Origin of the sequence: Bifidobacterium sp. MSTE12, assembly GCF_000513015.1 — a bacterium.
GTDB classification, from domain to species: domain Bacteria; phylum Actinomycetota; class Actinomycetes; order Actinomycetales; family Bifidobacteriaceae; genus Bifidobacterium; species Bifidobacterium dentium.
In genome coordinates this window covers 45139-66201 of the sequence record NZ_AZYA01000034.1, presented here as the reverse complement: position 1 = coordinate 66201, position 21063 = coordinate 45139, and the positions used below count along the sequence as shown (strand labels likewise).

General features: G+C 59.5%; 15 protein-coding genes and 1 other RNA gene. 5 read left to right on the top strand and 11 right to left on the bottom strand.

The features are described from left to right. Positions 1–203 precede the first annotated feature (203 nt). Together HMPREF1494_RS06905 and HMPREF1494_RS06900 are read left to right on the top strand one after the other, a co-directional pair. Positions 204–1283 carry a polyprenyl synthetase family protein gene (locus HMPREF1494_RS06905; protein ID WP_034521362.1) on the top strand — a complete coding sequence of 360 codons (1080 nt, stop codon included), beginning with the start codon at positions 204–206 and terminating at the stop codon, positions 1281–1283. A gap of 120 nt (positions 1284–1403) precedes the next feature. Beyond that, positions 1404–3563, top strand: a complete 2160-nt coding sequence (locus HMPREF1494_RS06900) for a Stk1 family PASTA domain-containing Ser/Thr kinase (RefSeq protein ID WP_034521361.1) — start codon at positions 1404–1406, stop codon at positions 3561–3563. A gap of 40 nt (positions 3564–3603) precedes the next feature. Here HMPREF1494_RS06900 and HMPREF1494_RS06895 read toward each other — a convergent pair whose 3' ends face one another. Continuing rightward, entirely contained in the window at positions 3604–4293 is a 690-nt protein-coding gene (locus HMPREF1494_RS06895; protein ID WP_034521352.1) for a lysophospholipid acyltransferase family protein, read from the bottom strand. A 51-nt stretch (positions 4294–4344) separates the two neighbouring features. Here HMPREF1494_RS06895 and HMPREF1494_RS06890 point away from each other — a divergent pair, with 51 nt between their 5' ends. Continuing rightward, complete coding sequence (locus tag HMPREF1494_RS06890; protein ID WP_003839647.1) at positions 4345–4899, top strand: hypothetical protein; 555 nt, start codon at positions 4345–4347, stop codon at positions 4897–4899. Between the two features lie 179 nt (positions 4900–5078). Here the strand turns inward: HMPREF1494_RS06890 and trpD are convergent, their stop codons facing one another. The 3 genes from trpD to hpf form a co-directional block, all read right to left on the bottom strand. Continuing rightward, entirely contained in the window at positions 5079–6131 is a 1053-nt protein-coding gene (gene trpD / locus HMPREF1494_RS06885) for an anthranilate phosphoribosyltransferase (RefSeq protein ID WP_003841475.1), read from the bottom strand. Between the two features lie 230 nt (positions 6132–6361). After that, on the bottom strand, positions 6362–9238 hold the full coding sequence (secA, locus tag HMPREF1494_RS06880) for a preprotein translocase subunit SecA (protein WP_012902275.1): 2877 nt from the start codon (positions 9236–9238) through the stop codon (positions 6362–6364). Between the two features lie 193 nt (positions 9239–9431). Further along, on the bottom strand, positions 9432–10088 hold the full coding sequence (gene hpf, locus HMPREF1494_RS06875; RefSeq protein WP_003839643.1) for a ribosome hibernation-promoting factor, HPF/YfiA family: 657 nt from the start codon (positions 10086–10088) through the stop codon (positions 9432–9434). A 178-nt stretch (positions 10089–10266) separates the two neighbouring features. On the opposite strand from hpf, the gene rnpB reads away from it, so the two are divergent. Then, an RNA gene (rnpB, locus tag HMPREF1494_RS11010) (RNase P RNA component class A) lies at positions 10267–10624 on the top strand. Here rnpB and HMPREF1494_RS11260 read toward each other — a convergent pair. From HMPREF1494_RS11260 to HMPREF1494_RS06840, 7 genes are all read right to left on the bottom strand, one after another. Continuing rightward, a complete protein-coding gene (locus tag HMPREF1494_RS11260; protein ID WP_081724127.1) occupies positions 10618–11295 on the bottom strand; it encodes a regulatory protein RecX in 678 nt (225 codons plus the stop codon). The genes rnpB and HMPREF1494_RS11260 overlap by 7 nt on opposite strands. 3 nt (positions 11296–11298) lie before the next feature. Further along, a complete protein-coding gene (recA, locus tag HMPREF1494_RS06865) occupies positions 11299–12459 on the bottom strand; it encodes a recombinase RecA (protein WP_034521348.1) in 1161 nt (386 codons plus the stop codon). 258 nt (positions 12460–12717) lie between these two features. After that, complete coding sequence (locus tag HMPREF1494_RS06860; RefSeq protein ID WP_012902278.1) at positions 12718–12951, bottom strand: DUF3046 domain-containing protein; 234 nt, start codon at positions 12949–12951, stop codon at positions 12718–12720. A gap of 104 nt (positions 12952–13055) precedes the next feature. After that, positions 13056–13565 (bottom strand): helix-turn-helix domain-containing protein, encoded by a 510-nt coding sequence (locus tag HMPREF1494_RS06855; RefSeq protein ID WP_003839635.1) that lies wholly within the window; start codon positions 13563–13565, stop codon positions 13056–13058. Between the two features lie 61 nt (positions 13566–13626). After that, positions 13627–14190, bottom strand: a complete 564-nt coding sequence (locus HMPREF1494_RS06850) for a CinA family protein (RefSeq protein ID WP_003841469.1) — start codon at positions 14188–14190, stop codon at positions 13627–13629. Between the two features lie 5 nt (positions 14191–14195). Then, positions 14196–14855, bottom strand: coding sequence for a CDP-diacylglycerol--glycerol-3-phosphate 3-phosphatidyltransferase (pgsA, locus tag HMPREF1494_RS06845; protein WP_003841467.1), 660 nt, complete (start codon positions 14853–14855; stop codon positions 14196–14198). Between the two features lie 35 nt (positions 14856–14890). Next, entirely contained in the window at positions 14891–17677 is a 2787-nt protein-coding gene (locus HMPREF1494_RS06840; RefSeq protein ID WP_034521345.1) for an FtsK/SpoIIIE family DNA translocase, read from the bottom strand. A 262-nt stretch (positions 17678–17939) separates the two neighbouring features. Between HMPREF1494_RS06840 and HMPREF1494_RS06835 the strand changes: the two genes are divergently transcribed. Then, positions 17940–20981 carry a glycosyl hydrolase gene (locus HMPREF1494_RS06835; RefSeq protein ID WP_034521341.1) on the top strand — a complete coding sequence of 1014 codons (3042 nt, stop codon included), beginning with the start codon at positions 17940–17942 and terminating at the stop codon, positions 20979–20981. The last annotated feature ends 82 nt before the right edge of the window (positions 20982–21063 follow it).

Here is a 21063-nt window from a genome sequence, read left to right as displayed (position 1 = left end):
TGAACCTCCTCGGTCGTTCTCGGTTTTCGGGTCCTAACAGGCCCTTGGAAGGCACTATGCCGTATCGCACGGCTTCATCCGTTCTTTTTCCGCCCCTGTGGTCGGAGGATGCGCCCTTCGGCGTTTCGTAACGGTTTTTTCCGTGGCAGGCGTTGCGAATATTGAGATTCGCTCTTGTCGAAAGGCTGTGGATAACTGAAGGTATGAGTAGCTCCACGGATTTGGAACAGATCGAGTCCCGCATTGTCGAATTGGTGAAGGATTTCGTCACGCCGCATGCCGACGATGCGGTGGCTTCCTCCTGCAAAGACGTCGCCGATGCGGTGGCCCGTCAGGCGGTCACGTCCAGCGAAGGCGGCAAAAGGTTGCGCGCGTTGCTGACGTTGGATTCCTTCCGCGCATTCGCCGCCGATGCCGCTAAGGAGGCCGATTTCGACGCAGTGTTGGATCTGGCCTGCGCGGTTGAGGTGTTCCAGACCGCTGCCTTGGTGCACGACGACATCATTGATGACTCCGATTTGCGCCGCGGCAGGCCGTCCGCGCATCGGGCACTGGCTTCCGGCACGCATAGCGATGCGATAGGACGTGGCCTGGGCATCATGTTGGGAGACATGCTCGCGACATCCAGCGTGGATATCGCCAACCGTGCGGCACGTCGCCTATCACGTTCCGATGATGTGGTCGGCGCGTTTCTGACCATGCATCGCGAGGTGGAGATCGGACAGGTGCTGGATCTTGCCGTGGAGTTGAATCCGCTGGACGATCCCGAGGAACTGGTCCGTGCCTCATTGAACGTGTTCCGTTGGAAGACCGCCAGTTATACCACCATCGCCCCTTTGAAATTCGGCATGCTCGCCGCAGGATTGGATGCCTCCGCCGCTCGCGACCTTGCCATGTCGATCGGCCTGCCGTTAGGTCTGGCGTTCCAGCTTACGGACGATTTGCTGGACGTGATCGGCTCAAGTCTCAACACCGGCAAGCCTGTCGGCGGAGACATTCGTGAGGGCAAGCGTACCGTATTGCTGGCCGACGCCCTCAGCGGCGCCGACGAGCCGGAACGTGCGGAGCTTATCGGCATGTGGGAAGCGCCATCCCGCTGCGAGGAACAGGTGAGACGGGCCATCACGCTGTTTGCGTCAACAGGAGCCATCGAACGTTCCCATGGTCGGATTCGTAATCTATGGAACGCCTCGAAAAGCATCATCGACGCGTTGGACGTGCCAGATGACCGCAAGGAGTTGCTGATCAGGGCCTGTGCGCGGTTCGTGCCGACCGTCGTCTAGGAGAGGCGGCGGCAACACTCCCCCATGTTCTCGTTGCGGAATCCGCGAAAGCCTGCTTGTAGACTGAGGTGAGGATACCGCTTGTCGAGAGATTTTCAGAAGGAACCATACGGATCAACCATGAGTGAAGCTTCACACGCACCCGAAGGGCAAGTCATCGAAGGCCGCTATCGGGTCGTCAGCAAAATCGCCGAAGGCGGCATGGCCACGGTGTATCAGGCCATGGACGAGCGTCTGGAGCGCACCGTCGCCATCAAGATCATGCACACCCAATTGGCGCAGGGCCCCCATCGCGATCAGTTCGTACAACGGTTCCACCGCGAGGCCAAGTCGGCGGCCGCCATCGCCAACCCTCATATCGTACAGGTGTATGATACCGGCGAATTCAATGGTCTGGACTATCTCGTCATGGAGTATGTGCATGGCGTGAACCTACGGTACGAAATGAACCAGCAGGGCATGTTCAGCGTACGCGAGACACTACGCGTCGTGGGCGAAACACTGGATGGCCTTGCCTCGGCCCACCGTGCCGGCGTGGTGCATCGTGACATCAAGCCGGAGAATATCCTGCTCAACGATCGCGGGCATGTGCAGATCACCGATTTCGGTCTGGCGAAGGCCGCCTCGCAGGCCACGTTGTCTTCGACGGGGATGCTGCTTGGTACGGCGGCCTATCTGGCACCGGAAATGATTGAAAACAATCAGGCCACCCCTCAAGGCGATCTGTATTCCGTAGGCATCATGGCATGGGAAATGTTGACCGGAGAGGTGCCGTTCACTGCGGATAATCCGGTGACGCTCGTATTCAAGCATGTGCATGAGGATGTACCGTCCGTGTCCACAAAGTGCCCCGGCATCAATGCGGATGTGGCCGCGTTCATAGCGCATATCGCCGCCCGATCCGTCGATGCGCGCCCTGCCGACGCCTCCGTGGCGTTGCAAGAGCTGCAACGACTGCAGTCCAAACTGTCGATTGAGGATTGGCAATATCGTTTGCCCCCTTCCACCGACGTGACTGGCCCCGATGACGCCACTGCGCCCATGGTTTCGCCGATTCCCGAACCACCAGCGCCTCCGACGAAGACCACCGTCATGTCGCCGGACGCCACCACGCAACTGCCACCATCACTGGCGTTCCTGCAGGAGAACGCTCCACGGCGGACACCCGACGCCACGCAGGTAATCGGAACAGGTACGGGCAACGGCGGTGCCGCGCCGTCTTTCACCGGACAGCGGACACCAAGCGAGAATGGCGAGGTCAAGGAGCAACGCAACAAATCGCATGGACCGCTCATCGCAGCCGCAGTCGCGGCGCTGCTGGTAATCGGCGGAATCGGCGGCGGTTGGGCATGGTGGTATTACCGTGGTCCCGGTAGCTACTGGACCATGCCGACCCCCACGGGAATCCAATGCGCAACCGGACAGACTTGCCGCATCACCAATACTTCATGGAGCGAATACGAACGGCTGCTGAAGGTCGCCAACATCCCATACTCGACCAGCAAAGCCTATGACGACACCATCGCCAGAGGCAACATCATCTCCACTGATCCGGCGAACGTGCTCGACCATGTCAGCAAGAGGAACGGTCAGAAGGTGAAAATCGTGATTTCCCAAGGAGTGAAGCAGGCGACCGTGCCCGCCGATATTCTCGATGCGACCAGTGCGAACGGCAAAGATCCGATCAATGCGCTAAAAAAGGCCGGCTTCGATGACATCGAACAAACCGCCGCCTCCGACGACGATTATTCGATGGACGTGCCGCAAGGCGCATTGCTGAGCATCAGCGTCGATCCAGGCGCGACGTTGCCTCATAACACGAAGATTTCGGTTACGCTCTCACAGGGTCCGAAGCCCGTGACCATGCCGGATATCGTCGGCAAGACGCAGGATGAGGCGCAACAGGCACTGGATGAGCTCAAGATCACTGCGAACTGGACTGAACAGTTCGATGACAAGATTCCCCAAGGGCAAGTGATTTCAGCTTCCGCCAAGTCCGGTGACGCCCTGCATTGGGGAGACGAGGTGGATGTGGTCGTTTCGAAGGGTCCGGAAACGGTGACCCTGCCGAATTATGTGGGCCAAAAGGCATCCGAAGCAAAAAGCGCGCTGGAAAAGCTGGGCTTCAGCGTGAAAATCAGTTCGCAGTTGACCTTGGATTCCAGCCAGGACAAGAAAGTGGCCTCACAGGATCCGGTCGGCGGCACTGAGGTTCATTTGCGCCAGGAGGACGGCACGCCGACCACCGTCACCCTGAAAATGTACTCATCCCTGTTCTAAGTCATCTTCCGGGTTCCCGCCTGCGGGAACCCGGAAGGAATCAGGCCTCTTCCTTGGCTTTGAGCTGCTCCTTGATCTTCTGCGCGTACTCATCCACGTATTCCTGACCGCTCATCTTCTGGATCTCCATGGTCACGCGATCGGTCAAGGAACGCAGATCGTCATGAGTGATCCGGTCCGCCGGCTTCTTTTCGACTTCGATCGGCTTGCCGTAAATCACCGCGGTCTTGCCCTTGCCCGGAATGACCTGGCCGGGCACCTGCAACTCACGTGAACCGATGATGGCCGTCGGGATGATCGGACAGCCGGTCTCATATGCCAGGCGTGCGGCACCGGTGTGCCCCTTGTACAGTCGTCCATCGGGGCTGCGTGTGCCCTCGATATGGATGCCGAACAGGTGTCCGTCCTCGAGAATCTCACGGGCATGATTCAACGCGCCGAGCGACTTGGAACCGCCGGAACGATCCACCGGGAACACGCCGACGGAGGTGAACCACCACTTCTTGAACCGGCCCTTGATGCCTTTGCCCTCGAAGTACTCGGCCTTACCCATGAAGTGAATCATGCGTGGGCTGGTCAACGGCAGCAGTGCGTCGTCGATGACGGCAAGATGGTTGGCCGCAATGATGGCGCCGCCCTCGTGCGGAATATGCTCAAGCCCTTTGGCGGTCGGCCCCAAGCGATGGATGGCGATCGGTCCCAGGCCTTTCACGAAAAACCAGTAGAGCATTCTTCACGATCCTCCCAGCGGATTGGCCTCCGCTTGATTAGAGTTATAGGTATGACTGACCTCAACAATAGCAATGCCGACGAAGAACACCCAAACGCCACGTCGAATGATGGCGCCGATGACCTTGACGCCGCCTGGGCCGAATTCACCCAATCCCACGCCGACGATCTGAAGGCCGTGGAGCAGTCACGCAACGCCAAACGCTTCGAGAAGCATGCGCAACGCCGCGAGAAGGAGGCGTTGCTATCGATCAACGACCTCGATCACGGCACGTTCACCGACGATATCCCGCAAGGCCGTGGACCTCGTGATTTCACCGGCTCAAGCTGGCTTGACACAGATAATGTCATGGACCGTTATGGCGATGATTTCGTGCCGCCGAACCCGAAGATCGGTCACGTCAAACCATCGAAGTTGGTGTTTTGGGCACTGCTGGTCGTCGGCGTGGCCGGCATCATCCTCTCGGTATTCGTGCCGGCATTGGCCGCGATTCTGGGATCGATCTTCGGCGTGTGCGCGCTGGTCGGCGCCGCAGGCCTGATTGCGCAGCACAAGGGCCATGCACAGACGCGCACTGACCCCTTTGACGATGGTGCACGCGTATAGGTACATACAGTTAGTGGCTGTTGGTTGCGAGTAACGGGTCATTACTCGCAACCAACAGCCACTAACCGGCCATCTTCAGGCTTCCAACTGCGAACAACAGGCTACTACTCGCAACCAAAGACCTCAAAGAGGCAATTTTAAGGCTCTTGATTGCGAGCATTCCCGGCGTACTGGCAGGTTCAGGCCTTCATTGCCTGAGCGGCGGTAATCCACTTGTCGAGCAGGGCCGTGGCATTGCCGGAATCGACCGTCTCCTCGGCGATGGCGTAAGCCACCTTGAAGCGTTCGGTCAGATTGGCGTCAGCCGGCACCAGATGACCGTCGGCCACGATGGCGGATGCCGCGTTCAACAGTGCGGTGGTGCGGAACGGCACATCCTTACCGGCGAAGAAGTCGCAGGCAAGCTGGGCGTTCAGTGCCGGCTCACCGCCCTTAAGGTCCTCGACGGTCACCTTGGCGAGACCGAGTTCCACGGTCGGGTCGAATTCGGTCTCGGTAACCTCGCCATCCTTGAATTCCCAAACGGATACCGGACCGGTCGGAGCCATCTCGTCAAGGCCTTCGCTGGAAGTGTAGACCATGCCGGTTTGCCCGTTGGCCGCATAGACGGCGGCCATGACCGGGCTCATCGCACGATTGGCACAACCGACGGCCATATGCTTCGGGGACGCCGGATTGGTCAGCGGGCCGAGCACGTTGAATACACAGGGCACCCCCAGAGCGGCGCGCACGGGGCCCACGAAACGCATGGCTGGATGGAAGGTGCGTGCGAACGCGAATGCGATGCCGCATTCGTTACCGACTTCAGCAACCTGCTCAGGAGTCAGGTCAAGCGGCAGCCCCAACGCTTCGAAACAGTCGGCGGTGCCGCACTTCGAGGAGGCGGCACGGTTACCATGCTTGACGACCTTCACACCGGCGGCCGCAGCCACCACGGCGCCCATGGAGGACAGATTCACGGTGGCGGCTCCGTCACCGCCGGTACCGACGATATCGGTGGTTTCGCCGTCAATGTTCAGTGGGATGGCATGGTCGACCATGGCCTTAGCCGCACCGCGCACCTCGTCCGTGGTCAGGCCCAGTTGCTGCTGGGTGGCGAGTACCGCACCCACTGCGGCCGGATCGGCGTTGCCATTCATCAGGTCATCAACGAACCACTCGGACTCCTCCGCGCTTAAGTGGTCCCCTCCGACCAGCTTGGTGAGGATCGACTTCCATGTGATTTCGGCCATGATGCCCTCCTTGGCGTTTCGGCGCGCCAGCGATGTATACGTAACGCCGCCAATTCTATCGATTCCAGATTTCCACACCACCCCTCGTCCATATCACGAACAAGGCAAGAGCTCCCACGGGTGCGAGTGCCAGACGTAAAGCTGACGACTCATACCAATGGGAGCTCCGTTAGGTCAACGAGACCTGTCTATCCAAGGCATTGTGATGCCCGTTTGAGATGCGCCTTCCGTCACTGCTCGTTCTGGCCGTGGCACATCTTGTATTTGCGACCGGAACCGCACGGGCACTGGGCGTTCTTACCGGTTCCCGGGAAGGTACGGCCATCGGCCCATGGTGAGCGCAATTCCTCACTCTTCGGACGCTTGTTGGCCGGAACCTTGCCTTCGGCGTGGCTAATCGGCTGCATGCCGACGATGCCCGGCTCGGCCTTATGCTCTTCAGCAAGCTCGTCAATGGCGGCCTTTTCGGCTTCGTCATCGGTCTCCGGCTCAGCGGGAGCGGACTGTCCGGTGGGCTCTGCCTCGCCTTCAAGCCCCATCACGGCTTCGGCTGCGTTCACGGCCTCGTCCTCATCGGATTCGGTTTCAGTGTCCTCGGTGACGGCCACACGTTCGATATCCACGTGGAACAGCAGCTGGATGGATTCCTCCTTGATGGCCTCGATCATGGAGTTGTACATCTGGTAGCCTTCGCGCTGGTATTCGACCAGCGGGTCGCGCTGGCCCATGCCACGCAGACCGATGCCGTCCTTGAGGTAGTCCATCTCGTAAAGGTGCTCACGCCACTTGCGGTCGAGCACGGCAAGCACCACACGACGTTCGAGTTGGCGCAGGCCCTCTTCGCCGAGCTTCTCTTCGAAGTCGAGATACTGGTCCTTGGCGTCGGCGACGATGAGGTCCTTGACTGCCTCGACGGCCTTGTCTCCCTTGAGCTTGGAGACGGCATCCTTCGCGGCGTCCTGGTCCACCGCAATTGGATATACGGAGGCGAGTGCCTTGAACAGGCCTTCCCAATCCCAGTCCTTCGGCTTATCGGAGCCCTTGTTGGCGCCCTTGATGTAACTCGTCACGGTATCTTCAATGAAACGCAGGATATCGTCATGGATATCCTCGCCCTTGAGCACCGCCTGACGTTCGGCGTAGATCACGGTACGCTGTTTGTTCATCACGTCGTCGTACTTCAGCACGTTCTTACGGATTTCGAAGTTGCGTGATTCCACGGCCTTCTGCGCGGTACGCACACCCTTGGACACGCTCTTGGCCTCGATCGGCTCGCCTTCCGGCATACCCTTGGCCATGACGCGAGCCACGAGCTGGGTGTTGAACAGGCGCATCAGATCGTCTTCGAGCGACAGATAGAAGCGGGATTCGCCCGGATCGCCCTGACGGCCGGAACGGCCACGCAGCTGATTGTCGATTCGGCGGGATTCGTGACGTTCGGTGCCCAGTACGTACAGGCCACCGAGGTCGACGACCTCCTCATGCTCGTCCTTGACCTGCTCCTTGATTTCAGCCAAGGTGCCCGGCCAACGCTTCTCGTATTCGTCCGGAGTGTCGTCCGGCGAGTAGCCCTCGGACTTGAGCTTGGCGTCGGCAAGGAATTCGACATTGCCGCCGAGCATGATGTCGGTACCACGGCCGGCCATGTTGGTGGCCACGGTGACGGCGCCCTTACGGCCTGCGACGGCCACGACGGCGGCTTCCTTGTCGTGCTGCTTCGCATTCAGGACCTGATGCGGAATCTTGGCCACGTCAAGCAGTGAGGAGACGATTTCGGAGGATTCCACGGAAGCGGTGCCCAGCAGGACCGGCTGGCCCTTCTTGTGACGCTTGGCGACATCACGCACGATGGCGGCGAGCTTTTCCTTCTTGGTGCGGAAAATCAGATCGTCCTGATCCTCGCGGATCATCGGCTTGTTGGTCGGAATCGGAAGTACGCCGAGCTTGTAGGTGCCCATGAATTCGGCGGCCTCGGTCTCTGCGGTACCGGTCATGCCCGACAGTTTGTCGTACATGCGGAAGTAGTTCTGCAGGGTGATGGTGGCGAAGGTCTGGTTTTCGGCCTTGACCTCCACGCCTTCCTTGGCCTCGATGGCCTGATGCAGGCCTTCGTTGTAGCGACGTCCCGGCAGGATACGACCGGTGTGCTCGTCGACGATGAGCACCTCGCCTCCGGTCACGACGTAGTCGCGGTCACGCAGGAACAGCTCCTTGGCCTTGATGGCGTTGTTCAGATAGCCGATCAGGGCGGTGTTGTTCGGCTCGTACAGATTGTCGATGCCAAGATAGTCCTCGACCTTGGTGATGCCCGGATCGAGAATGCCGACGACCTTCTTCTTCTCATCGACATCGTAGTCCTCGTCGCGGGTGAGCTTCGGGACTAGGCGCGCGAACTGGCGGTACCAACGAGTCACGTCGCCTTCGGCAGGTCCGGAGATAATCAACGGGGTACGGGCTTCGTCGATGAGGATGGAGTCGACCTCGTCGACGATGGCGAAGTGATGTCCGCGCTGCACCAGGTCGGATTTTTCCCAGGACATGTTGTCGCGAAGGTAATCGAAGCCGAATTCGTTGTTGGTGCCATAGGTGATGTCGGCGTTGTACTGCTTGCGACGCTCCGGCGGCTTCTGATCGGTGATGATGCAACCGGTGCTCATGCCGAGGAATCGATAGACACGACCCATCAGCTCGGCCTGATAGCTGGCCAGATAGTCGTTGACGGTGACGACGTGAACGCCCTTGCCTTCCAACGCGTTCAGATATGCCGGCAATGTGGCGACAAGGGTCTTGCCTTCACCGGTCTTCATTTCGGCGATATTGCCCCAGTGCAGGGCGGCGCCGCCCATCAGCTGCACATCGAAGTGGCGCAGTCCGAGCGTACGCTTGGACGCCTCACGAACGGTAGCGAAGGCTTCCGGCATGATCTTATCGAGGGATTCGCCGTTGTCGATGCGTTCCTTGAACTTGGCGGTCTGGCCTTTGAGCTCCTCGTCATTGAGGGCCGCAATCTCGTCTTCCAGCGCATTGGTCGCCTTGGCGACGTTCTCGAGTTTCTTGATCTGTCGGCCTTCGCCCATACGCAGGGCTTTGTCAACGATATCTACCACAATCACTCCCTTGGTGTATGCGTGTTTCCTTAGGCGAGATTAGTCTTGCCGCACCGTTTTCGGAAAAACATCGTCCATTTTACGGTATTTTTCCGCGTGTTGTGTTCCGGCATGCAAAAAAAGGGATCCGCACGATAAGTGCGAATCCCTTCAATGATCGGCTTCGGCGATTGCCGTCACCGAATGCCGAAAATCACTTCTTGACATTCTCCGGAGTATCGATCTCGAAGACGCCGTAGCTCCAGCCGTGACGATGATAGACGACGGACGGACGACCTGTCTCCTTGTTTACGAACAGGAAGAAGTCATGCCCGATCAGTTCCATCTCGTACAGCGCCTCGTCGATGGTCATTGGCTCGGCGACATGCAGCTTGCGACGGATGACGATGGGAGTATCGCCAACCTGGACTTCAACGGATTCACCAGGGCCGAGATCCGTAGCCACGGCATCGGCCGGGCTGTTGTTCGGTTCCTCGACCGGTTCCACAGTCGGTTCCGGCTCAACCACGCCCATGTCGACCGGGACCGGGTTGGTGTAGCCACGGCGATGATCCTTGCGGCGATCGCGGGTGCGGCGCAGGCGCAGGGTCAGCTTGTCAAGAGCCATATCCAGTGCGCTGAATTCGTCGGCGCTGGAAGCTTCGGCACGCACTACGGTACGGCCCGCGATGACGGTGATTTCCACGCGCTTGGCGGTGTCGGCCTGACGCGGATTGCCCTCATGCGACAGTACGATCTGCACGCGCTGCGCATCCGGAGCGATAGCGGTCACACGATTCATCTTGCTTTCGACAACGTCACGGAACCTTTGCTTGATCTGCGTATGACGTCCGGTAACGACGATTTCCATGTGGACCTCCCTAGACTCAAGCGGTGTTACCCGCTATATGTGGACCAAACGGCTGCTCCGCCGCTTGGGTAGTTTTATTGTAGCCGCAATCGTACGGATTTCACGGAATACCACTACAAGAAAACCGATATTTTTCTGATTTCCTTTTTCGTCATACCTATTGCTATCATGGTGCGTTTGAGACCTCTTGATGACCGCGATCATGAAGATGATTGAGGAACTTCCGGGCTCCACAGAGCACGATGGCGGATAACGTCCGCCCAGGGCGACCTGAGAGATAGCGCAACAGAGAACAGACCGCCGGTCTTCGGACCGGTAAGGGTGAAACGGTGGCGTAAGAGACCACCGGGCCGCTGGCAACAGTCGGTCGCATGGCAAGCCTCATCGGGAGCAAGGCCAAGCAGAAGGCGTTTGAGGGCTGCTCGCCCAATGCCTTCGGGTAGGCTGCTAGAGCCTGACGGCAACGTCAGGTCGAGATGGATGGTCATCCGTGCCTTACGGCACGACAGAACCCGGGGTATAAGAGGTCTCAATCCCTTTCTTCCACGAACAGTTCCTGTGCAATTTCCCGCAGGATTTCGGGGTTATGCCCCTTGCGCCCCCCGGCACTCCACAGGCGGCGCCTTCGCACTTCAAGATCCATCCCGGCGGTCTTACGTGCGGTACGACGGCCCAACTCCCATGCGGCATCATCGAATACGCCTCGCGAATCGGCTTCGGCGCATACTCGTTGCGCCAACACACGATCGACGCCTTTGCGGGTCAGTTCCGTCACCGCTCCCCTGCGCCCCATAAGACGGGCGGCGCAATAGCGCACCGCGGACTGTGCATAGGCCTCATCATCGATAAGCCGCACTCGAGTCAGCCGTTCGATGACATCATCAACCACATCGGGCAAATAGCCCTTGCCCAAAAGTCGTTCCCGCAGAGCCCCTGATGATCGAGGAGCCGCATCCAGCAGGCGCAACGCGGCCTCACGACACGCATCAAGGTCAGACGGGTCTCGCGGCGTGTCTGGCCTTTGTCCATCGACATGCCGACGCGACACGCGCATGGTCGCGCGTCGGCGTTCCACCGGCGAGTCGCGCCGATTCCAGGAACGCCCATATTCGTCAGCGTGCGGCTCCCGATACGAGGAGGGATCCTCACACACGACCTGAGTCGGCCGAAGATCCCGTTCTTTCAGAAATGATTCAGCGCTGATCATGCATCAGGCCTTGGTCGATGCCGGTTTGGCGCCCTTTGCCGTCTTCGACTCGCCTTTGCCGCTTTCGCTTGCCGCAGTCTCATTCCCATCGCCGTCTTCAGCGAACTGATCAGTCGGTTCAATCAGTCCAAACGCAGCCTTTACCCGATTTTCGATTTCTTCGGTGACCCCAGGATTGTCCTTAAGGAACTGACGTACATTTTCACGGCCCTGACCAAGCTGGTCACCATCGTAGGTGAACCAGGAGCCGGATTTTTTGACGACATTGACTTGCAAGGCCATGTCGAGCACGGAACCTTCCTTGGAGATACCCTCGCCGTAGAGCACGTCGAATTCAGCGGACTTGAACGGCGGAGCCATCTTGTTCTTCACGACCTTGACCCTAGTGCGGTTGCCCACGGCCTCGTCACCGTTCTTGATGGTCTGTATGCGGCGGATATCCATACGTACCGAAGCATAGAACTTCAGCGCCTTGCCACCGGTGGTGGTCTCCGGATTGCCGAAGAACACACCGATCTTCTCGCGCAACTGGTTGATGAAGATTGCCGTGGTGCCGGCCTGGGCCAGCGCACCGGTCATCTTGCGCAAGGCCTGGCTCATGAGCCTTGCCTGCAGACCGACATGGCTGTCGCCCATTTCACCTTCGATTTCAGCCTTCGGCACCAACGCGGCCACGGAATCGATGACGATGACGTCAAGTGCGCCGGAACGAATCAGCATATCGGCGATTTCCAACGCCTGCTCACCATTGTCGGGCTGGGACACGATCAGCGAATCGGTATCGACACCCAGCTTGCGGGCATACACCGGATCGAGTGCATGCTCGGCATCGATGAACGCAGCGACGCCGCCCTTCTTCTGCGCATTGGCCACGACATGCAACGCGAGCGTGGTCTTGCCGGAGGATTCCGGGCCGTAAATCTCGACAATGCGACCCTTCGGCAGACCTCCGATGCCCAATGCCATATCAAGAGCCAACGAACCGGTCGGAATGACCTCGACGTCCTGCTCCGGGCGGTCCCCCAGACGCATGGCCGATCCCTTACCGAAGTTTTTCTCGACCTGTGCCAACGCCGTTTCCAGCGCGGCCTGGCGACGGGGGTCAATGCCGTTGGCGGCTTGGTTCTGCACGGCGCCTTTCGTCGCTGCATTCGTCTGTGCCATGGCTACTCCTTCTTCCAAGAACAATGGCGAATCTTTCCATTCACCGTAAAGTCCGACGGTTCTTTCATGCAAGCCCGAACGACCATGGTGGTCGAAGGACGCATATTCCGACACGCCGGTAGGCCGCAAAGCATTGGCATGACACGGTTTCTACCGTATCCCCGCCCAATGCCCCAGCCGGGCCTTGTCGAACATCTGTGGATAACTATACCCCATCGTACGAACATCTGTTCGAATCGTCGTTTCCGAACGTCACACTCAACGAACGGGCATGGGAGGCGCATTGTGATCCCTGCCCCAACGTTTGGAATCGGGGACGTTCATCTGATCACACAGCACATTCCAGATTACGCGAGGCTCCTCCCCCGCATCCAGTGCCTCAACCACCGTCATGCCATGCAATTCGGTCAGGCTCTGGTCATGGGCCAGCGATCGGCCATAGCTCCGCCCGAACACCTCTTCAAGCAACTGCCAAAATTCGCGTTCCTGCACGCGCCCAAGTGTACACAGTCCGGACCACATACGAAAAGGCGCCCGGCATCACCGGGCGCCCAATATACGGAGATTCCCTCCACGCCGCGGGAGGGCAAAGCCTCCTACGCTCCTACGGAGTCGAGATAGTCGGCGACCATGCGCAGCATCTGCGCGCTACTCAGGCCGAGCGACTGCGCAATGGAGGTGAGCAGCTCCGAGCTGGCCTCCTTCTGCCCGCGCTCGACCTCGGACAGGTATCCGAGCGAGACGCCGGCCTTCTCACTGACCTCCCGTAGCGTCTTATGGTCACGGGTGCGCAGATCGCGCAACACGTGCCCGATCGCCTCCCGCAGGGAGACCTCCTTGGTCTCGGCGACGATTTCCGCCACATGAGGCGCAGCATGCATGCGCACCTTGTCGGCATCTTCTTCCTGCCACATGCGGGTCAACGCCGCTTGGCGTTCATCCTTGGCCCTCTTGGCCGCACGGGCACGAATTACCTGCTGCTGCGCGAACATCACCGCACGACGTTGAGCCGGAGTGAGCTCCCTCATACGAGCGGTACCAGGCTGTGCGGCGGAGACCATCTTCTTGAGTTCCGCGCGTTCCTTGGTGAGTGTCATCGCTTCCATTGTCGCCTGCCCCTTTCGTTGCTTTCAAACGTCCATTGTGGATAACACCCATCATCGGAAATTATTCCTGTGAAATAGCTGAAAGAGAGCTCAGATTTTGCAAAACACGTTGCACTACAGTCATTCTTACCTGTTCCCGCGTCCCCTGTAACCGCAACTCAATCACTTTTGTACGCCGACAGCGAACATTGCCGAATCCGTCAGGCATGGAAACACCGACGTATGCAAGGCCTGCCGGCTTGTCTCCATCCGGGCCGGGACCAGCCACGCCGGTGGTGGATAATCCCACGACGCAGTCGCCATCCTCCGGTTGTGCATACAGATCCGCAGCCGCCTCGGCCATCTGACGTGCGACCTCAGGATGCACCGCCCCCTCACGAGCGAGCAAATCGGCATCGACGCCCAGTATCGACGATTTGGCACGAATGTCGTACGTCACCACGGAACCGAGAAACACCTTCGAAGCGCCGGGAATGCGTACGAAGGCATCCGCCAGCAATCCTCCGGTCAGTGATTCGGCGGCGGCAATCTTGAAATGGCGCTCCTCGCAATATGCAAGAACGGCCGCGGCCAGCTCATCGCATCGTGCGTGCTGGCCCGCGACCGTCATCGGTTCTGCAGTCATAGCCGTTACTTGGATTCCTTCTTGCGCCCGCCGAAGGTGTTCACCAGATATTCGCCGCCGGAATACAGGCACAGGATGAGCGCCAGATAGATCAGCGCATAGGTGATGGTGTAGTAGACGGTCATCCACAGCGGAGTCGGCTGCAGGCTGTCGCCGGCCAGTTTCCACATCGGCAGCATGAGCATGGCCAGGCCGATGCATTGCGCCAGTGTCTTGTACTTGCCGGCTTGGGAGGCCGCGATCACCTTGCCGCCGGTGTCGATGACGAAGAAGCGCATGACGGTGATGCCGATCTCGCGAATGAGGAACAGGGCCGTAACCACCCAACCGAGAATCTGATTGCCGAATTCATTGAACGCCGCCGCCACGATCAGCGTGCCGCAGGTGAGCAGCTTGTCGGCGATCGGATCCATGAGCTTGCCCAGTTCGGTGACCTGGTTGTACTTGCGTGCCATCCAGCCGTCGAGTTTATCGGTGCACGCGGCGATGATGAAGATGACGGCCGCCGCCCAGCGCATGGCGACGTTATCGACCCCCCATGCGCCGGCCTTGACATAAAGCACCAGAAACACGATTACGAGGATGATTCGGGAGAAGGTGACGAGGTTCGGTGGCGCGTTCCAACCATCGAGCAGCGACGATTTACGTTTGTCTTGCTTTTCCATACCGTTCACGTTACCTCGAGACTTCTACCTTGTGACTATTGCATGCCGTCGGAGCCGTCCTGCTGCGGCGCGCCCGACGTAAGGGATGAGGTCTCCCCCCTGATGAAGGCGAGCACGGAAGGCAGGTCCTGCGGTTGCACCAACACCTCTCGCGCCTTGGAGCCTTCGGAAGGACCGACCACTCCACGAGACTCGAGCAGATCCATAAGCCTGCCGGCCTTGGCGAAGCCGACACGCAGTTTGCGCTGCAGCATGGAGGTGGAGCCGAACTGCGTGGTGACCACAAGTTCCGCGGCCTGCAGGAGCACATCCATGTCACCGCCGATGTCCTCGTCCGGTTCGATGGCCTTCTTCTCGGCCTCCTTGGCCATCTCTTCGATGTCTTCGCGATAATGCGGCTTGCGCTGGGTGCGCACGAATTCCACGGCCCTACGGATTTCGGATTCATCGACCCATGCGCCCTGCACGCGCAGCGGCTTGGCCTGCCCCATCGGCAGGAAGAGTGCATCGCCCTGTCCGATCAGCGTCTCCGCACCGGTGGAATCGAGAATGACTCGCGAATCGGTGGCGGATGAGGTGGCGAAGGCCAATCGTGACGGGATATTCGCCTTGATCAGACCGGTGACCACGTCGACGGACGGACGCTGGGTGGCGAGCACCAGATGCACGCCTGCGGCTCGCGCCAGCTGGGTGATGCGCTGAATGGAGCTTTCCACGTCGTTCTTGGCGACCATCATGAGATCGGCCATCTCGTCGACGACCACAAGAATATACGGGTATGGAGCCACCTTGCGTTTGGAGCCTGCGGGCGCATGCACCTTGCCGGCACGAACGGCGGCATTGAAGTCCTTGATGTGACGGAAGCCGAAGAATTCAAGGTCGCTGTATCGGGCGTCCATCTCCTTGACCACCCATTCGAGCGCCTGCGCGGCCTTCTTCGGATCGGTGATGATAGGTGTAAGCAGGTGCGGGATGCCGGCATACGCCGACAACTCCACACGCTTGGGGTCAACCATGATCATACGCACCTGATCGGGAGTGGAGCGCATGATCACGGAAGTGAGCATGGAGTTGATGAAACTCGACTTTCCGGAGCCTGTGGCACCGGCTACCAGCAGGTGCGGCATCTTGGTCAGATCGGCCGTCACGAAGTGGCCTTCCACATCCTTGCCGACACCGGTAAGCATCGGGTTCGGATCGTTCATGGCCTTGTCGGAGCGCAGCACGTCGCCAAGCACCACGGTTTCGCGGTCGGTGTTCGGAATTTCGATGCCGATGGCCGACTTGCCTTCGATCACGGACAGGATGCGCACATCGGAGCTGGCCACCGCATAGGCGATGTTCTTCTGCAGGTTGGTGACCTTCTCGACTTTGACGCCCGGACCGAGCTCCACCTCGTACATGGTCACGGACGGACCTCGCAGGAAGCCGATGACCTTGGCATCCACGCCGAACTGCTGGAAGGTGCCGGTCAGGGCGCGAATCACACGGTCATTCTCCGGCGTGTGCACGGCATGCGGCACGCCTTTCTTGAGCATGCCGAGGTCGGGAAGATGATACGGGGCGTCCGGAACGTCAGGCTCCGGCCCATCGTCGCCATGCGAGCCATCCATGTCGTCCACGATCTCGCCGGTCGCGGCGTCGACCATCACGGCATCGCCATTGGCCGTCCCGTCTTCGTCGATGGTGGCCCACGGATCGTCGGCAACGGCACCGACCTGCTTGACCTCGCCCGCTGGAGTGGCGGCGGTCGGCATGGTGCCGCTTGCCGTGCCGATGGGTTCGGACGAGAGGGAGCGACCCGCAGACGGTTGCGCCATGGCCGTGGTATTGCCGGGGAAATCATCGGCGGACGGAGCCGCGGAGCCATCCATCGATGAGATGGTGCGCGCACCGCCGACCGGCTGATACGGCCGGTACGGATCCTGCACCATGGTCTCGGCCGTCTCGCCGTGGCTGGAGGCCGCATTGAGGAAGGCCTCATCGCCGGCATAGTGGTCAAGTTTGCCTTGTTCGTCCTTGCCTCGCCTGCGCAAGGAGAACCACTGCGACATTCTGGAGAACAGTCCACGCGTCGCCTGATCGTCATCGCCGGCGTCGGTGCCGTCGTGGGATGGCACGCCTTCGGCGAACGCAAGCGTGGTGTCGCCTACACGGACCTCGTTCGGGAACTGTTCGGCTTCGTCGTCCGCATGCGTCTTGCCTGAGCCGACGCCGAATCTGTCGCCCATCATACGCAGGCCGTCGGGAATATCGGTCACCCGGGTATGGGTGATCAGCAGCAGCGAGAAGAGAATCACCACCACGAAGATGATGATGGCGAATGCCTTGGAAAGACCCCAGGCCAAAGGACATCCCAATACGTAGCCAAGCAGGCCGCCCGACCGTTGCAGCAGCGCCATGTCGAAAGCCGGCGAATCCGAAGCCATGGCCGCATCGAGAATCGAACATATCGACCATAGGATCATGAGCCAGCCCAACGCCATGCGAGCATTCTCGCTACGGCGTTCGGTTTTGCGCATGAGACTGAACACCACAAGGGCCAAGAACACGGGCAGTACCACGCTCATCAGGCCAAGAGCGCCGGATGCCAACGCGTGCAGGGCACGTCCGAACACGCCTTGTACACGGAACCATTCGGAAGCGCAGAAGAGCACGGCGAGAATCACCATGACGAAGCAGGCGATGTCGCGCCGGTATGCGGTGAGGATACCTGTCGTGGAGGACCGCTCGGGATCCATGACCTTGGTATCACTTGAGCGTGCCTTGCCCGGGGAGCCTTTGCCGCCTGTTTGTCCGTTGGAAGATGCTGTTCGTGCCATAACGGTCCTGATTTTACCCATTGGCACGCCCATGTCATGCCGTCGCTCCCGATTCGAACACAATCTCTAACTCAACCGAACGTCGTATTTCAGTAAAAACAACATTGTTAAGTACCTTTAAGCGGATTTCTCCCGAAATCACTGAAATCGACTGAAACACTCCCCCTGTTACTTAAGCGGTTCAGTCGCTAGCGTGGGTAATACACGTTCTATCTCGACGCAGAGTACGTGTTCACACGATCAAGGAAGACAACGAAGGAACATGGGAACAGTAACGAAAAGATTGCTGGCAACGGCCGCGGCGGCCTCTACCATCCTCGGTATGAGCGCCCTTCCAGCCATTGCGACAGAAGACAATCCGACCTCTTCGAACAACACGGTGAACATCAGTGACGTCAATGCCACGGACGAAACGAGAGCCTTGTTCGCCAAGCTTCGCGACAGCAAGGCAGGCGACCTGCGGTTCGGCCAACAGCATGCAACCGATGAACATATCAGCTCAACCGCTTCAGAAGGCGACGTCTACGAGATGACCGGCAAATACCCGGCCGTATTCGGCTGGGACGCTGGGCTCGCGCTGCGAGGTGCGGAGAAACCAGGCTCCGGCAGCGACAAGCAGGCCAATGCCAAGGCACTGGCCCAGAACATCGTCGACGCAGATGCCAAAGGCGCCATCGTGACGCTATCCGCACACTGGTACAATCCAGGCACCGGCGGCGATTTCAACGACACCACCGCCGTCGCATCCGAACTGTTGCCGGGAGGCAAGTATTCCGGCACCTTCAATGAGGAGCTTGATGCCATCGCGGCCACCGCACAACAGGCCAAGCGCAGCGACGGCACGATGATCCCGATCATCTTCCGCCCACTGCACGAAAACAACGGGGGCTGGTTCTGGTGGGGATCGACGCACGCATCCGCCAACGAGTACAAGGAACTGTATCGCTACATCGTCGATTATCTGCGTGACGTCAAGGGCGTGCACAACCTGCTCTACGCCTACTCCCCCGGCGGCGTATTCAACGGCGACTCCACCGACTACCTCGCCACCTATCCGGGTGACCAGTGGGTGGACGTGCTCGGCTACGACGAATACGACACCGATAATTCCTCCGACGATTCGAACGACTGGATCAACACGGTGATCAAGGACCTCAAGATGATCGGAGACGAAGCGACCAGCCGCGGCAAGATCGTCGCCTTCACCGAGTTCGGGCGTTCGGGAGAGCGCAAGTTCAACGAATCCGGAACCGGAGACAAGGACACCAAGTTCTTCTCCGAACTCGCCGATGCCATCGCCAAGGAGGTCCCGAACATCGCCTATATGATGACCTGGGCGAATTTCGGCGGCTCCGGCGAAGGATTCCAATCGTACACCCCATGGAAGGGATCCGATGGGGAACAGGACTTCAAAGACTTCGCCGACAGCAACGCGAACCTCATGGCATCCAAAGATAACGTCGATTATTCGAGCGCTCCGGCGGCCACGGAGCAGACCGGCACCGCACGCATCGTGACCCCTGTGGGAGGCAATCGCGTAACCGACACGAAACTCACCATCCGCGTCAAAACCGAAGGACTGCAGTATTCCCGTCTCAACACCGAATCCGCCACCGTGACCACCGACCGTGGGCAGAACGTGAAGCTCACATACTCCTGCAACGGCTATTTCATCGGCACACTGGACCTTGAAGCGGCAGGCATCAAGCTCGATCAGTCCAAACTCACCTTGACCGCACATGTCAGCACCAAGGACGGCAGGGAGCTTGCGGCCGCCGACGGCGACGGTACGGTAAGCGTGAAGCTCGGCGCCAAGCCGGAACAGACCGTGGACGATGTGGAAAGCTTCGATTCCTACGATTCCGATGCCGAATTGCAGACGGTCTACTCGCCCAATCACAGCACGAAGGCCAATCTCACGCTCACCGACAGTCCGAAGGACGACGGCACCAAAGCCGGCAATCTTCATTATGATTTCGTAAGCTACCCCGACTACAACGGTTTCCAGCGCTCATACACGCCCAAGCAGGATTGGTCCGGCTTTTCCAAGCTGAACATGTATCTCAAGGCGGATGGCTCCGACCACAAGTTCGTGGTGCAGATCAACGCCGGCGGCGTGACCTTCGAAGCCTATCCGAAAATCGACGGCAAGGACGGGCACGAAGTGTCGCTGAACTTCGGCGACGCCGACGGCAATGGCGGCGATTTCGCACCGGCTTCCTGGGATACCGCCCATGCCGGAACGAAGCTCTCACAACAGCTGCTCTCCGAAGTCAGCTCCTTCGCCTTATACGTCAACGACAATGGCGGCGACCGACCGAAATCCGGCGATCTGGTGCTCGACTCCATCGCCCTTGACGGCAAACGCGACGCCTACGTGCCGCAACAGACACCGTCCACGCCGAGCGACGCCGAACCGCAGATCGTCGATGATTTCTCCGAATATGCGGATGACGAAGCCCTCAGAAGCGCGTGGAACAGTCGCAAGCATACCGAAGTATTGTCGTTGACCGACGGTCCGACCAACGGTTCCAAGGCGCTGCGTTTCAAGTACGGTTTCGGCAACGGCGGCTGGTATGACGTGGCGCAATACTTGGGCGGCAAGAACTGGTCCGGCGAAGGCATGCTGAAGTTGCAGGTTCGCGGCGACGGCTCCGGCAACGCCATCGGACTGCAAATCGGCACCATGGATGGCAAATATTTCCATTACGACATCAAGCTCGATTTCGAAGGCTGGAAGCAGCTCGAGATTCCGCTGGTCGGCAATGGCGAATTGACCCAGACGTGGCCTGACGACACCAATAAGGGCAAATCCATGACCGATGCCGATCTGACCTCCATCAAGGAAATGGTGTTCGCATCCAACAAGTGGAATGCCGAAAGCACCGGCATCGACTTCGCCATCGCCGATATCCAGGTGGTCCCGGCCACCGGCTCCCCCACCGACGCCGATGCTCCGAAGGACGACGCCAGCGAAGGCACGAAGCAGGACGATGCCAAGGATGACGTCAAGGACACCTCCGCCGACGTCGCCAATCAGGATCCGGCGAGCTGCCCGATCACCGACGACTCATCCAACACCGCAGATAGCGGCAACGGCACTTCGACCAACCCCTCCACGCAGTCCGGCACGCAGACGTCCGATGCGGCGAAATCCGCCGCGCAGACGACGACGGCCAAAACCCTGTCGAACACAGGTTCCGGCATCATCCACGTCATTGCCGCGATGACCGTGTTGCTGCTGCTGGGAGGATGCGCCGCATACATCGTCCACAGGTGGAAGGCACATGCCGGACAACGGTAGACCCCCGCAAAGCAACATGACGACATGATCCGGTCAAGCCCTCCGTGATTTCCACGGAGGGCTTTTGCCATATCTGGCGTAA